The 15,253-nt window shown below is 54.1% G+C and carries 10 protein-coding genes and 1 tRNA gene; 7 read left to right on the plus strand and 4 right to left on the minus strand.

Features of this window, described 5'->3' with window-relative positions; translation table 11 throughout:
- The first annotated feature begins 85 nt into the window (after positions 1-85).
- Positions 86-2,059 carry a sulfotransferase gene (locus LJ739_RS08950; RefSeq protein WP_407646777.1) on the plus strand — a complete coding sequence of 658 codons (1,974 nt, stop codon included), beginning with the start codon at positions 86-88 and terminating at the stop codon, positions 2,057-2,059.
- Here LJ739_RS08950 and LJ739_RS08955 read toward each other — a convergent pair.
- On the minus strand, positions 2,029-5,490 hold the full coding sequence (locus LJ739_RS08955) for a PAS domain-containing hybrid sensor histidine kinase/response regulator (RefSeq protein WP_229159572.1): 3,462 nt from the start codon (positions 5,488-5,490) through the stop codon (positions 2,029-2,031). The genes LJ739_RS08950 and LJ739_RS08955 overlap by 31 nt on opposite strands.
- 204 nt (positions 5,491-5,694) lie before the next feature.
- On the opposite strand from LJ739_RS08955, the gene LJ739_RS08960 reads away from it, so the two are divergent.
- The 5 genes from LJ739_RS08960 (at position 5,695) to LJ739_RS08980 (ending at position 10,446) form a co-directional block, all read left to right on the plus strand.
- Entirely contained in the window at positions 5,695-5,961 is a 267-nt protein-coding gene (locus tag LJ739_RS08960; RefSeq protein ID WP_229159575.1) for a DUF4212 domain-containing protein, read from the plus strand.
- Between the two features lie 9 nt (positions 5,962-5,970).
- Positions 5,971-7,677 carry a sodium:solute symporter family protein gene (locus LJ739_RS08965; RefSeq protein ID WP_229159576.1) on the plus strand — a complete coding sequence of 569 codons (1,707 nt, stop codon included), beginning with the start codon at positions 5,971-5,973 and terminating at the stop codon, positions 7,675-7,677.
- Positions 7,678-7,734: 57 nt separating this feature from the next.
- The gene (locus LJ739_RS08970) at positions 7,735-9,570 is read left to right on the plus strand and encodes a DUF294 nucleotidyltransferase-like domain-containing protein (RefSeq protein ID WP_229159578.1); all 1,836 of its coding nucleotides are present in this window, start codon (positions 7,735-7,737) and stop codon (positions 9,568-9,570) included.
- Entirely contained in the window at positions 9,570-10,238 is a 669-nt protein-coding gene (locus LJ739_RS08975; RefSeq protein ID WP_229159581.1) for a 3'-5' exonuclease, read from the plus strand. The genes LJ739_RS08970 and LJ739_RS08975 overlap by 1 nt, the downstream gene beginning before the upstream one ends.
- A gap of 121 nt (positions 10,239-10,359) precedes the next feature.
- Positions 10,360-10,446 (plus strand) — tRNA-Leu (locus LJ739_RS08980).
- Between the two features lie 1,295 nt (positions 10,447-11,741).
- On the opposite strand, the gene LJ739_RS08985 is transcribed toward LJ739_RS08980, so the two are convergent.
- Positions 11,742-12,293, minus strand: a complete 552-nt coding sequence (locus LJ739_RS08985; protein ID WP_229159583.1) for a YkvA family protein — start codon at positions 12,291-12,293, stop codon at positions 11,742-11,744.
- A 280-nt stretch (positions 12,294-12,573) separates the two neighbouring features.
- Here LJ739_RS08985 and LJ739_RS08990 point away from each other — a divergent pair, with 280 nt between their 5' ends.
- Positions 12,574-13,293, plus strand: a complete 720-nt coding sequence (locus LJ739_RS08990; RefSeq protein WP_229159585.1) for a methyltransferase family protein — start codon at positions 12,574-12,576, stop codon at positions 13,291-13,293.
- Between the two features lie 19 nt (positions 13,294-13,312).
- On the opposite strand, the gene LJ739_RS08995 is transcribed toward LJ739_RS08990, so the two are convergent.
- Complete coding sequence (locus tag LJ739_RS08995) at positions 13,313-14,269, minus strand: GlxA family transcriptional regulator (RefSeq protein ID WP_229159587.1); 957 nt, start codon at positions 14,267-14,269, stop codon at positions 13,313-13,315.
- Positions 14,270-14,491: 222 nt separating this feature from the next.
- The gene (locus LJ739_RS09000; RefSeq protein WP_229159589.1) at positions 14,492-15,109 is read right to left on the minus strand and encodes a PEP-CTERM sorting domain-containing protein; all 618 of its coding nucleotides are present in this window, start codon (positions 15,107-15,109) and stop codon (positions 14,492-14,494) included.
- Positions 15,110-15,253: the final 144 nt, after the last annotated feature.

Consider the following 15,253-nt stretch of genomic DNA (forward strand, 5'->3'; position numbering starts at 1 on the left):
GCCCGCTGGGGCATTTGTGAAAGGCAGGCTTCGGCTTGCCTTTTTTGTGTCGGCTCGGGCACACTAGCATGCACAAGATACAAGGATTACCGTGACTCAGACGTCTTCTATTGAACGACAAATTCAGCAACGCTTGCAGCAAGCGGATGTGAACGGCGCCATTGCGCTGGCCGATCAGCACCTCGCCGGTGCGACGGATGCCGAGAAACCCCCGTTGCTGTACCTCAAAGCGGTTGCGCAACGTATTGCCGGTGCTCTAACAGATGCACATGCGACCCTGGACGACTTACTCACTCGGCTTCCTGAACATGCCCGGGGGCATCAGGAAAAGGGTTATTTGTTCAAGGCCCAAGGACAATGCAAAGCTGCCGCCTGGCACTTCTACCGCGCCTGTCAGAGTAATCCGGCGCTGTTGTCCAGCTGGCGGGAGTTGAAAACCCTCTATCAGGCCCAGGACAACGATACTGCGTTGATGATGGCCACCGAGCAGGTTAATTACCTTGGCCAATTGCCACCACCACTGTTGGGGGCACTGGATTTGATGTTTGAGGGGCAATTGTCGCAGGCCGATCAGGTTTGCCGGCGCTATTTGCAACAACACAAGCACGATCCACAAGGCTTGATCATCCTGGCGCAGATTGCGGTGCGTCGAAAGGCCCTGCTGGAGGCCGAATTCATTCTCGACAGTTGTGTCGCGCTAGACCCTGAAAACCAGCAGGCACGCAGCGACCTGGCGGGTGTATTAGCCAAACTGGGACGTTTTGCCGAGGCGTTGGAACACATTGAACAGTTGCTGGTGGCACAACCGGACAATCCTCACTACCTGACAGCCAGAGCGACTGCCTGGGTTGGCGTGGGGCGCATCGAAGACGCCATTCTTGCCTACCAACAACTGATTGCTGCTGCCCCTGAGCGTGCCGGCCTAAAAGTGTTGCTGGGACATGCATACAAGGCACTCGGGCGTACCGCCGATGCGATAAAGGCCTACCAGCAGGCGATTGCCTGCGAGCCCACATTCGGTGATGCGTACTGGAGCCTGGCAAACATGAAAACCTACCGGTTTGATGATCAGCAACTGGCGCAAATGGCGCATACTGCCAGTGGCGAATTGTCGCTCGAGGATAGCATTCCGCTGCAGTTTGCGATGGGCAAAGGTTGGGAAGACAAACGGGAGTACGATCGCGCTTTCAGCTGTTACGCCAAAGGAAACCGCCTCAAGCGACAAAACAGTGGTTTCGCTATCCAGGCCATTGAGCAGCAGGTGGAGCGCACCATTGCCGCATGCGATAAGCAACTGTTTGAGCGTCATAAAGGCGCTGGAACCGATGCGCCGGATCCGATTTTCGTGGTTGGCCTGCCGCGGGCGGGCTCCACATTGCTTGAACAGATCCTGTCTTCCCATTCCCAGGTCGATGGCACCATGGAGCTGCACCATGTTCTCGCGCAGGCCTCGCGGTTGGGACAAAAAGCACCGGGCTACCCGGAGAACCTGCGAGAGATTCAGACCGACCTGTTTGCCCGGTTCGGTCAACAATACCTTGAACAGACCCGCGCTTATCGACAGCAGGCGCCGTTGTTTGTGGACAAAATGCCGAATAACTTTTTGCACGTCGGGCTTATCCACCTGATGCTGCCCAATGCCACCATCATTGATGCGCGACGGGATCCCATGGCGTGCTGTTTCTCGGGCTTCAAGCAATTGTTTGGCGAAGGGCAGGAGTTTACCTATGATCTGGATGATATTGCCCGTTACTACAAAGCCTACCAGCGCCTGATGCAGCACTGGGATGAGGTTCTGCCCGGCAAGGTTCTGCGGGTACAGCACGAAGAGGTGATTGATGATCTGGAAGGGCAGGTGCGCCGCTTGTTGGCTCACTGCAAACTGCCCTTTGAGTCAGGGTGTCTGACCTTCTATGAGACCCAACGGGCGATCAAAACGCCCAGTGCTGAACAGGTTCGTCAACCGATTTATCGCAGCGGCATGCAGCAATGGCGTAACTTCGCGTCGCATCTGGAGCCTTTGTTGGTTCATTTCAACGGCGCAGGGGCCGACGCCTGAGCTTGCTGATTGGCGGCCTGACGCAAAGACTGCAGTAAAGCACGTAACTTGGCCGGTTTAACCGGTTTAGCCAAAAAGTGCACATCTTGTTCATGGCACTGGCGCGACAATTCGCCGTCCTGGTTGGCAGTGATCAGCACCGCTGGCAAGTGGCTATCTTGCTGTTTGCGCAATTGAGCGACCAATTGCAGGCCATCAATGTCGCTGCCCAGGTGGAAGTCGACCAAGGCAACTTCCACCGGGCTGCGCGCGACGATTTCCTTTGCCAGGTCTTGCGTGGCGGCTAAGTGAGCACTAACACCCCATTTGTTCAGTAGGGTCTGCATGGCATCCAGGTTCTCGCGCTTGTCATCCACCACCAACACCTGCAGTCCTTGTAGCATCGAGGCGGGCGCCGACGCAACGGTTGCTGTCTTCACCTCGGCCGGTGCCTGCTCAAGGGTCACCGAAAAGCAACTGCCACGGCCGAGGGTTGATTGCAGGTGCAACGGTGCACCGAGTTTCTCAGCCAGCCGACTCACCACGCCTAATCCCAGGCCTACACCGTGCTCCTGACTGTCGCCGACGCGGTAAAAGTCATTGAAGACCTGAGATTGCTCGTGATTGGAGATCCCCACGCCGGAGTCCCAGACTCTGATGGTTACCTGTTGATCATGACGGCTAACCTGCAGCAACACCCGCCCGCTGACGGTGTATTTGATCGCGTTCGACAATAGGTTCTGCACAATACGGTACACATAGGTTTTGTCAGCGTTAACCCAGATGTCCGGTATCCGGGCACGAAAGTGCAGCCCCTTGCGCTGCGCCTGCATCGCGAATTCGCTGGCCAGCGGCGTCAGCAATTGCTTCAGTGACAGGGGTTTGATGTGCAGTGGCAATTCACCCTGATCCAGACGCGCAATGTCGAGTAAGGTCGCTATCAGGGTTTCACTGGCATTCACGCTGCTGGACAGTTTGGCCAGTGTTTCAGTCGCCTCTTTGTTCATTGGCATTTCATCCAATGCGGACAAGTACAATTTTGCCGCATTCAGCGGTTGCAGGATGTCGTGGCTGGCCAGGGCCAGAAACCGGGTTTTGCTGGCATTGGCCTGCTCGGCGACTTTACGAGCCGATACCAGGGCTTTTTCCAATTCAGCACGGCGTTCAATTTCGGTTCGTAATTCAGCGTTGATGGCCTGCACTTCCTCACCGCGCTGGCGGATGCGGTTTTCCAGATCGATGTTGGATTCTTTCAGTGCTTCTTGTAATTCAATGTGCTCTGTGACGTCACTGAAGCTGGTAACAAACCCGCCACCGGGCAACGGGTTGCCGACCATTTCGATCACTTTGCCGTCGCTGCGTTGACGCAAAAACCGGTGCGGATGTCCTTCGCGCATGTGTTCCAGTCGGCGGCTGACCAGCTCATCAATATCGCCAACCCCGCATTCACCGCGAATGGCATTGTATCGTACCAGTCGCTCAATGGGGGTGCCGACACTGATCATGTCATCCGGGTAATCAAACAGCTCAAGGTAGCGTTTGTTCCACGCCACCAGGTTGAGGTCCTTGTCGACCACACTGATCCCCTGATCAAGGCTTTCAATCGACGTGAACAGGGCGCTGGTATTGAATTGTAGCGCCTGTGTGGTGTCATCAAAAAAGTTCACCACCTCCTCAAAGCCCAGCTTTTTGCCGCTGAGCACGCTGTCAATCAATGCTTTGGCGCTTGAACCACCCAACACACCGCCAAGGGCCCGCTCGCAAAACGCAATAAACGAAGGCTCCGGTGGTGCGTCATCCTGCCACTGGGTGATGTCGGCCCGTCGCTGATAGTCTTCAACCAGCAGCTGACAGCGACTTTCGCCAAGAAAGGTGGTCAGCAGGGTCAGCAAGTCAGCGACAGTTGCGCTAGTCAGAGACTTTTTGGTGGATGCAACCTGATGCTCGCGAGGCGAAACAAACGCCTGGGCCTGGATCCTGTCAATCAGGCGGCTGGGGGCAAAATAGGAAAACAACCCATAGGCAAAGGCATTGGTTACCAGGCTGATGATGGCACCCTGCGACAGGGTCTCATTGTGCCACTGTACGCTGGGCTGACCGTCCATCAATGGCAGGAATAGCCACAATAGCCAGGTGCAGACACCGGTGATGAGTCCGGCGTACACACCGTGCGCATGGCCCCTTTTCCAGTACAAGCCGCCAACGATGGCCGGCAGAAGTTGGATGACCAGTGAAAACGCAATCAGACCGATGGAGGCCAGCGAACGGCTGTTGGTCATTTGCTGGTAGTAAAGATAGGCCAACAACAACAGCACGCCAATCACCACCCGACGAATGGCCAGAATGTGCTTACCCATGCTGACTTTGTTCTTGTCATCGTTATTAAACGCCAGCAGTCGGGGCAGAATAACGTCGTTGGTTAACATGGTGCTGAGCGTCAGGGTGGCGACGATGATCATGGCGGTGGCTGCTGACAGTCCACCCACAAACACCAGCATTTGCAACAAGATAGAATCGGCCAGATTCGCCAGCCCCAGCACATAGGTATCTGGTTCAAGGCTGGTTTGACCCAATAACGTTGTGCCAACACTGGCCAGAATCGGGATCACCAGTGAAATGATCAGCAAGTAACCGGGGAAAACCCAGCGGGCCGTTTTGAGGTGGTGCAGGCTGAGGTTGTCGATCACGGCGACGTGGAATTGGCGTGGCAAACAGATCACCGCGGCGGCGGCCATGATGGTCTGTGCGACAAACGGAAAAGATGTGAAAATTCCAAACGCCTGCGGCGTGGTGTAGGCGGCCATCAAATTAGTATTGCCCTGCTGTTTCCACATGACGTAGGCGACCGCTGCAATCGCAATCAGCGCCAGCAGCTTGATACTCGACTCAAAGGCGATCGCCAGCATCAGGCCGCGGCGATATTCGGTAACATCGGTACGTTGAGTACCGAAATAAATCGAAAACGCGGCCATGAACAAGGTGGCCAGCATCACTACAACCTGGCCTTCACTCTGGGTTGAAACGACCTGAAACGCCGCACCGATGGCTTTGAGCTGCAGCGCGACATAGGGGATGGTGGCTAACAGGGCGATCAGCGTGACCAGCAAAGCAACCGTCTGGCGCTTGCCATAGCGGGAAGAAATAAAGTCGGCGATGGTGGTGATATGTTGTTTCTTACTGACCAGCGTCAGTTTATGGATAAAGCGGTATCCCAGGGTGTAGAGCAATATCGGGCCGAGCATGATGGGAAGGTACTGCCAGGCGTTACGACTGGCTTCACCCACCGCGCCAAAAAACGTCCAGGCGGTACAATAGATCGCCAGCGCCAGCGAGTAGACCAGCGGGTGGGAGGTGAGTTTGCGCGCCAGCGGTGAACTGCTATCGCCCCAACGAGCCAACCAGAACAACCCCGCCAGATAGGCAAACGCCAATACCATCCAACTTAACGCCACGACATTGCTCCTGTTTAGGTCTCAAAACTACTCTAGCATACCGCCAATCAGGCTTACGACCCCTACGACCAAGGTCTGATTTTCGCCGACCAGTGTCCAGTCTACAGTTATACCCACGCTCCAGCACTGCGCGTTCCGCAAACGGTCGTTAAGCAGCAAGGGGCAACAACCTGTGCTCGAACGGTTTTGATAGAGGAATCAAACATGGCCTTTAAAACAGAAGAAGATAAGGTGGCCTACTGGAAAGATAACATCTCTCTGGTGCTCAAGCTGCTGGCGATATGGTTTGTGGTGTCCTTTGGATGCGGCATCCTATTGGTCGACGTGTTGAACAACATTCAGTTCTTTGGCTTCAAACTGGGCTTCTGGTTTGCCCAGCAAGGTGCCATTTACGTGTTTGTGGCGTTGATCTTTGTGTACGTCAAAAAAATGAACGAAATTGACAAGCGCTACGGCGTAGACGAAGAGTAGGAGCGTCTGATGGATATTCAACTGTTAACGTTTATTATCGTTGGCGCCTCGTTTGCGCTGTACATCGGCATCGCCATCTGGGCCCGTGCCGGTTCAACCACTGATTTCTATGTTGCCGGTGGTGGGGTTCACCCCATTGCTAACGGTATGGCAACCGCTGCTGACTGGATGTCTGCCGCCTCGTTTATCTCGATGGCCGGTTTGATTTCGTTCATGGGTTATGACGGTGCGGTGTATCTCCTCGGCTGGACCGGGGGCTACGTGTTGCTGGCGCTTTGTCTGGCACCCTACCTGCGTAAATTCGGCAAGTTTACCGTGCCGGACTTTATCGGTGACCGCTACTATTCACAGACTGCCCGTACGGTTGCGGTCATTTGTGCCATTTTCGTGTGCTTTACCTATGTCGCAGGTCAGATGCGCGGCGTTGGTGTTGTGTTCAGTCGCTTCCTGGAAGTGGACATCGTCACCGGTGTGGTCATCGGTATGGCCATTGTGTTCTTCTACACCGTACTTGGCGGCATGAAGGGGATCACGTATACCCAGGTGGCGCAATACTGCGTGTTGATTTTTGCCTATCTGGTACCCGCTGTGTTTATCTCTATCATGGTGACCGGTCACTTCCTGCCGCAAACCGGATTCGGTGCAACCTTGGCTGATGGCTCGGGGGTCCATCTGCTTGAGAAACTCGATGGATTATCGACGGAACTCGGGTTCAATGAGTATACCTCGGGCACGAAGAGCATGATTGACGTGTTCTGTATCACCGCAGCATTGATGGTCGGTACGGCAGGTCTGCCACACGTGATTGTACGTTTCTTCACCGTACCTAAAGTGCGTGATGCTCGCTACAGCGCCGGTTGGGCATTGTTGTTCATTGCTATCCTGTACACCACTGCTCCTTCGCTGGCGTCATTTGCCCGGGTCAATATGATCGAGACCATTAACGGCACCGAACAGACGGGTACAGACTATGCCAATGCACCGAGCTGGATTAAGAACTGGGAAAAAACCGGTTTGATCAGCTGGGATGACAAAAACAACGACGGCAAGATGTTTTATTCCGGTGATGATCGCAATGAAATGAAAGTGGATCGCGACATCATGGTACTGGCTAACCCCGAAATCGCGAATCTGCCAGCCTGGGTCATTGCCCTGGTTGCCGCGGGTGGTATTGCTGCGGCTCTGTCGACATCTGCCGGTCTGTTGTTGGTGATTTCAACCTCAGTGTCCCATGACTTGCTGAAACGGAACCTGGCACCCAACATCACCGACCGACAAGAGCTATTCTATGCGCGCCTGGCGGCGGGTGTGGCGATTGCCATCGCCGGTTACTTCGGGATCAATCCGCCCGGGTTCGTGGCACAGGTGGTTGCCTTCGCGTTCGGACTGGCCGCGTCGTCTTTCTTCCCGGCCATTATCATGGGTATTTTCTTCAAGCAGATGAACAACAAAGGCGCGATTGCCGGTATGTTGGCGGGTATTGGTTTTACTGCTGCGTACATCATCTACTTCAAGTTTGTAAATCCTGCAGCCAATGTGCCTGCCAACTGGTGGTTCGGTATTTCACCAGAAGGTATCGGTACGCTGGGTATGGTGCTGAACTTTGTGGTGGCGTATGTGGTGTATAAAATGACCAATGAAGCCCCGGAAGAAATCCAGCAACTGGTGGAAGATATCCGCTATCCTAAAGGTGCGGGGGAAGCCCAGTCACACTAAGGATTAAAACCTGAATCTGGCCCGGCTTTGCCGGGCCTTTTTACGTTGGAAAACAGCATGACGGCATTGCCTCAACAAACATTGGACGTATTGCGCAGTTCGGCACCCTTTGATCAACTGGGTGACGATGCCATGCAACACCTGGCACACAAAGCGGTACTGGTGTACGTCAGCGACGAAGCTTCTATTGCGCTACTCAACCTTGCCAGGGCGCAACTGTTTTTGATCCACAGTGGTCAGTTCTCGGTCAAAGACTCGGATCAGGCAGAACGACACGTCAGTGAGGGCGATTACTTCGGTGTTACCAACCTGACCAATGATCTGCAACATGAGATTGAGATCACCGTCGACAAAGCCGGTCTGGTGTATTGTTTTCCCAAGGACACCTTCGAGCAGTGTTGTGATGGGTATCCGGGGGTTGCACGCTTTTTTCAGCAATACGCCAAAGAAGAGCTGCAAAACGAGGCTGTTGCGACCTCTAAATCCATGTGGCTGCACAAGCCCATTGTGGATGTACTGACCGGTCCGCCGATTGCCATGGAGCAACATAAATCCATCCTCGAAGGTGCGCAGTGTATGGCGCAGAATCGGGTCTCCAGTTTGCTGATCACCGCGCAGGACCAGTTGGTGGGTATCATTACTGACAGGGATTTGCGCAATCGGGTGGTGGCTGAAAACTTGGCCACGGACAATCCGCTGTCGGCGATCATGACCCCTGAGCCTGCCAGTATCGAGCAACAGCGGACGTTGTTTGATGCCTTGTGCCAGATGACCGAAAACAATATCCACCATCTGCCCGTGATTGATCGCGCCAACGGACAACCGGTGGGGATCCTCACTGCCAGCGACATGATCCGTCACCAGCGGGGCAATGTGTTGTTCGTACTCGATGAACTGGCCAAAGCGCCGTCCTTATACGCGTTGACTCGGCTATCCTGGCAATTGCCGCACTATTTTGCCAAGCATGCGCGACGGCTCGGTGACTTTGACGTTGCCGGCAAAGTGTTGGCACAGGCCACGGATATCATGACCCGGCGATTGATCACCTTCTATCAACAACAACACGGTACGCCACCGTTTGATTTTTGCTGGTTGGTGTATGGGTCTCAGGCCAGGGAAGACCAGACCATGGGTTCTGATCAGGACAATGGCTTGCTGTTGGAGCGTGAACCGGATGAACAGGAGGCTGCCTATTTTGCTGACATGAGTGAATATGTCTGTCAGGGGTTGGCCAAATGCGGCATTAAGTTGTGCAACGGCAACATCATGGCGATGAACCCGGACTTACGTCTCAGCCTCGACCAGGCGGTTGCAGAGGCGCGGCGATGGGTGCAATCGCCGACCCCAAAAGCAATCATGCATTTCAATATCTTCCTGGATGTACGTTCGGTGGCTGGCGACAGTGACCTGTTCGCCCGATTGCAGGATGCCCGTCGTCCTTTGTTGCAACAATCGATGTTTCTTGCCGCTCTGGCACGTCACGCCAATGAAGTCAGTGTGCCGCTATCGATGTTCCAGAAATTTGTCTATGCCAAGGACCACACCCCGTCAGACTGTATCGATCTGAAAGTTAACGCGGTGGCCATTATCAACAACCTGGTGCGATTGTATGCATTGGCACAGGGTTTGGGCATGCCATCGACCCTGGCCCGCTTGCGCGAACTGCCCGCCGACGCAGGTTTGGCTGAAAAGGACGCCAACAATCTGCGGGATATCTGGTTGTTCCTCAATCGCCTGCGCTGGCGCCACCAGTTGGACAACAACGTTACTGATAATCTGGTCAGCGTCAGTCAGTTGTCATCGATTGAACGTCACCAGCTGAAAGCCGCCTTCCAGGCCATCAAAAGGGCCCAGCAAGGCGCCGTAATGAAGTTCTCCGGCGGGATGGGGTGATGGGGATATTGTCCCGCTGGTTTGGCGTAAAAACACCGCTGCCTGAGCACTGGCAGGGCGTGCCTGTCTGGTCACTGCCCTTGTTGGCGGTGGATCTTGAGCTGACGTCTCTGGATTTGACCACATCGCGCATTTTGTCTGTCGGTTGGGTTGCGGCAGAGCATCGCCGTATTCAGTTGTCGAGTTGCTACTATCAGGTCACCCGCACCAAAGCGAACCTGAACCAATCACCAGTGGTACATGGACTGACGGAAGAAACCATCGTGCAGGGACAAGGGGTTAAGGACTCGTTGCAACGATTGGCGGAACTGGCCCGTACTCACGTGCTGGTGTTTCACAATCATCAGCTCGATTGGGGGGTTATCCAGCGCGCCGCCAGTAAACTCAAGGTCGTGTTTCCGGATGTGGTGTGCGTGGATACCTTGCTGCTGGCGAAATATCAGCTCGATAAGCAGCAACGGCCACCGGCGCCCAATGCGCTGACACTGGCCGGCTGTCGTCAGCGATTGGGATTGCCTCCTGCACCAGCACACAATGCGCTGGATGATGCGTTGGCAACACTGGAGTTGTGCCTGGCCCAATGGCATGAAATGGGCCTCAATGCTAAGGATCCCCTCGAACATGTCCGTCATACCGGCGCAATTGCCGTATTTATGAGCGAACAGTGATTTTTTGTGAATTTAGTATTGACAATACCCCTCAACATCCGTAAATTTGCGCTCCGTTGTCGAGGGGCATCTTCTACCAAGGAACGTCCCGACATACACGACAACATCAAAATCCATCGATGCCCAGGTGGTGAAATTGGTAGACACGCTAGCTTCAGGTGCTAGTGGCCTCACGGCCGTGGCGGTTCAAGTCCGCCCCTGGGCACCATCCTCCTCCAGATGGTACTGACTTCCCTAGAAACATGCTTGCTGAATCGCACCTTTTGCGAGGCGGACTATCGTTGCGTCTTGATGGTTGTTTTTGGCGGTGATGACAAAACCCGGTATAAAACGTCCCAGTATCGCCCCCAGCCGGGTCATCCATGACCCGTCGTGCGGCCGGGCGCTGCGGTGCAGCTAAATAGACCGGCCTTACCCCTGGGCACCATCCTCCTCCAGATGGTACTGACTTTCCTAAAAACATGCTTGCTGAATCGCACCTTTTGCGAGGCGGACTATCGTTGCGCCTTGATGGTTGTTTTTGGCGGTGATGACAAAACCCGGTATAAAACGTCCCAGTATCGCCCCCAGCCGGGTCATCCATGACCCGTCGTGCGGCCGGGCGCTGCGGTGCAGCTAAATAGACCGGCCTTACCCCTGGGCACCATCCTCCTCCAGATGGTACTGACTTCCTTAAACATAAATACTTTATCGCAGATTTTGCGAGGCGGACTATCGTTGCGTCTTGATGGTTGTTTTTGGCCCTAATGACCAAACCCGGTATAAAACGTCCCAGTATCGCCCCTAGATTTTGTGCGTCGTTTAAAACAGTAGGTGACAACACATCCGTGTGGATTCATTCCAGTCTCGCCATCCACGGCGAGCCGTTCGTTCCTTTCGGCGTGACAAATCTGTCGGGAACAGATTTGAACAACCAACGGTTGGCCCTTGAGGGGGAGGGCAGGAAGCTCGAACTATTACCTATCACCCCGAATCGCCTGCGGCGACCGGAGCCTCACCCTCCTCCAGATGGGTGAAGCAAGGTCGCGCTAGCGGCGAGGGGTAAGTTAACCTTACGCCGACAAACTGGTAAGGAATCAGTTTGAACAGCTTTAGCTGGCCTGCGAAGCAGGTGAGCCACATGGAAGTGGCGAATAAAGTGCTGAACGACTGACCGTGGATGGTCAGGCTGGACGACATGCCAGGGATGGATTGTTCAATAGCAAGGTGGGTACTTCTGGCGAGGCGGACTATCGTTGCGCCTTGATGGTTGTTTTTGGCCCTGATGACAAAACCCGGTATAAAACGTCCCAGTATCGCCCCTAGGTGTTGTGCGTCGTTTAAAACAGTAGGTGACAACACATCCGTGTGGGCTCATGCCAGTCTCGCCATCCACGGCGAGCCGTTCGTTCCTTTCGGCGTGACAACTCTGTCGGGAACAGATTTGAACAACCAACAGTTGGCCCTTGAGGGGAGTGCAGGAAGCAGGCAATAAAAAAGCGCCGTTCGGCGCTTTTTCAGACATTACATGATGCGGCCAAACACTCTGCGGCGAACCCCCGAAGAGCGCTTTTTGCGCAGATTGGAGCGTATCTGGCTACGGGTGCCGGCTAGCCAGCTTTCACGATCCACTTTGGCTTCAGCGCCACGGCGGTTTTCTTCCGTGCTACGGAAACTGCAGAATTCCTGGTAGGCGGATAAATCCAGCGACATGTCCTGGATCACCAGTTCAATCATGATGGCATCATCCAGATAGCCCAGTCCGGGAATATGGTCCGGCACCATGTCCTCTGGCTCGGTGAAATAGGCCAGTGAGGTCAGAATGTCGCGCTTTTCTTCCTCTGGCATTTGCCACTCTTCGTCTTTTACTGCAGCCATCAATGCTTCCAGCGAGTCGACACGCTCAGCAACGAATTCGGGCAGCTTGGCCTGCTCCATTTCTGCAATGGCTTGTTCCGCCTTGGCTAAAATTTCCTGGTCTGACAGTTTGCTGGCATTTTCAGACGCGGTTTTCATGGCATCCCGAAAATGGTCGAGATCGCTGTCTGAAAGTTCAATTGTGATAGAGAGAGACATAGCACCCGTTCCTTGTGAAAAGATATACTTAAAGTAATCAACCACCCGAGGACTGTCAATTGCTGTGGGCCTTCTTTGCCCATAAGGCCACTAAGTTGAACGGTTTACCCGCATAATGCTCAAAAGTTCGGCAATTTTGTTTCCCGGTAATTGATTTGGGTCAGGTAAACGTTCGTTATCCCTGTTGCTGTGAGGCGTTGTGTTCTAACCTGTTGTCCTGTCACTTTTCCCCCAAATATGCCCGTGATGCTGGTGAATCGGGCTACGACGAGGTCGCATGATGTCTGCACAACCTACTGAAGCACCAAAGACCAACACCGTATCACTTCGCCAGTGGATCCGATTGCTGGTCGCTTACTTACTGATACCAACGGTCCTGCTGGTCTGTGCTGGCGACCTGATGTGGTGGCCTGCGTGGGTCTATGCGGGTCTGGTACTGGTCACCGGCATCGGTGGCAGGGTATGGGCTGAGCACAAGCACCCCGGATTGACGGCACAGCGGCAAAGCATGGAGAACCTGCAACAGGCAAAATCCTGGGACAAAGTGTTAGCGCCGTTGATGGCACTGGGCGTCGGTTTTCCGATGGTGATCGTCGCGGGTTTGGAGCATCGCTTCGAAGGCGCACCAAGCTTCCCGTTGTGGGTGGTCATCGTCGGTTTTCTGCTTGTTGCGCTGGGATACGCCTTCGCGGCCTGGGCACTGGCAGAGAATCGCTTTTTCTTCAGTGTGGTGTGCATTCGCACTGAACAGGGACACAGGGTGTGTGACAGTGGTCCGTACCGTGTTGTCAGACACCCCGGTTATGCCGGGCATGTCTGGGCCCTATTGGGTCTGGTTATGGCGTTGAGTTCAGTATGGGCCCTGATCCCTGCCTTGCTGGTGATACTGATTACCGTTTTGCGTACCCATCTGGAAGATAGCACCCTGCACCAGGAGTTACCTGGCTATCCGGCATACGCGCAACGGGTCAGGTATCGACTGCTTCCTGGCGTGTACTGAGGATGCGCAGTCGGAGGGCTCAGGGACGTGAAGAAAACGCGTTCCGGTACGCACAGGGGCTGACCGTAAAGTGTCGCTCAAATGCTCGCTTAAAACCGTCGTAGGTGCTGTAGCCGACACAAGCGCCTATTGCTTTCAGCGCTTGTTCTGAACTCGCCAGTAACTCACAGGCCACCTGCATACGGCATTTCTCCACGTATTGTGCAGGGGTATGACCGCTGTGTTGCATAAACCATCGGTGACACTGACGTTCACTCAGATGCAGCTTTTCTGCTAAACGGCTGACACTGATAACTTCACTGACATGGGCTGTGATCCAGTCGCTGATAAACGCCATGCGCTCGGTTTTAGGTGTTTGCAGCTGCAACGGATCAGAAAATTGCTTTTGCCCGCCTGCGCGGCGTAAATACACCACCAGGTACTTTGCAACATGAAATGCCGCAGCCTTGCCGCAATCCTGCTCAATCAGGCTCAGCGACAAATCAATCCCGGACGTTACGCCTGCCGAAGACCAGTAGTTACCATCGCGAATGTAAAGCTTGTCCCGTTCTATCTGAAGTTCAGGAAACTGTTGGTGAAAGCTGTCCAGAAAAGCCCAGTGGGTGGCGACACGGGTGCCTGGTGGCAGACCTGCTCTGGCGGCTAAAAAAGCACCTGTACAGATGGTGACAACCCGTTCGCATCGTGACATCAGTGCAGCCAGATCCGCCAACTGCTGAGGTGTGATAGTCTCGCTCCTGGCGCCGTTGCCGCCGGGAATGATCAGGGTGTGACAATCGACGATGTTGTATAGGGCCTTGTTGGGTTTCAGTTGCAAGCCCGCTTCACAGGTTACCGGCGCGGTATCAAACCCGATGGTATCGATATCATAAGCGCCCGCAACGAAGTGGCTGGCTTCGTTGAAGGCAGATTGAGGGCCTGCCAGATCAAGCAGTTCAACGCCCTGGTAGACCAGTATAGAGATGTTTTTTTTCACGCCTGATTCCGCTCAGAAGCCTGTCATGCTGCTTAGTCTACTATGCCATGACAATGACAGTTATGACTTCAATTCTACCAAATCTGCCATTGGTGTTGCATTTCGTGCGTTGAGGAGGATAACGAGTGGGAGAGGTTAGTGAAGCAAACGGAGCGTGCTGTAAGAGCAGTAAATGTGACAGCGCCTGCTAAGCAGGCGCTGGGAGAAATGGGAACAGGATGATTATTTGGCGCTGCGTTTGCGCATCAGCCCCATCAGGCCAATCGATAGCGCAAACAGGGCAATCGGCGCCGGCTCTGGTACGTCAACCCGTTGGTTGGCATCCACATACTGGAATTCAACGCCGTTATCGAAGGACCAACCCCAAAGACTGTCGTTGCCAATAAAAGCGGTACTCAATACGGTGTTATTGCCAGAGCTGAAGGTGTAATTGAACTGGTATTGATCGAAAATCAGGCCTGCCACACCGTCAATGCCACCGTCTCCCCAGGGACCAAAGTGCACACAGCCTTGCGTCGAGCTGCCACCGGAACTCAGTACATTGGCACCATCGTTGGTCATGCTCCAGGTCCAGCTGCCGGTTTGAGTACAGCCGGTTGTGTCGTAAACGTTGGCGTACCATTTGTCGCTAAAGGTTTGCAGGAACTGCCAGTGGTCACCGGTATCTGCACTCAGGGTAATGTCCAGTGAATCACCGACATTAAAGGCCTGGCCATCCCAGGAAATGCCGCCGTCAAAGGTAAAGCCTGTGCCGTCGTAAACCAGATCGTAGGTGTACAATGCTGCGCTGGCTGATGCAGTTGCAAAAATCAATGCGGCAGCAATAAACAATTTTTTCATGGGAGTCCCCTTCTGTTGGGCTTCCATGGCCCTTAAAAAACAGTAGAAAAGCAAACATTGTGCCAATGTTGAAATATTCATATAAATTATAGGGTTGAGGTTTTATTGGGGCAAGAAATGGCGGCCGGTGTAAAGGTTTATGAC

It is taken from the genome of Fluctibacter halophilus (assembly GCF_020687825.1).
Taxonomy (GTDB): domain Bacteria; phylum Pseudomonadota; class Gammaproteobacteria; order Enterobacterales; family Alteromonadaceae; genus Fluctibacter; species Fluctibacter halophilus.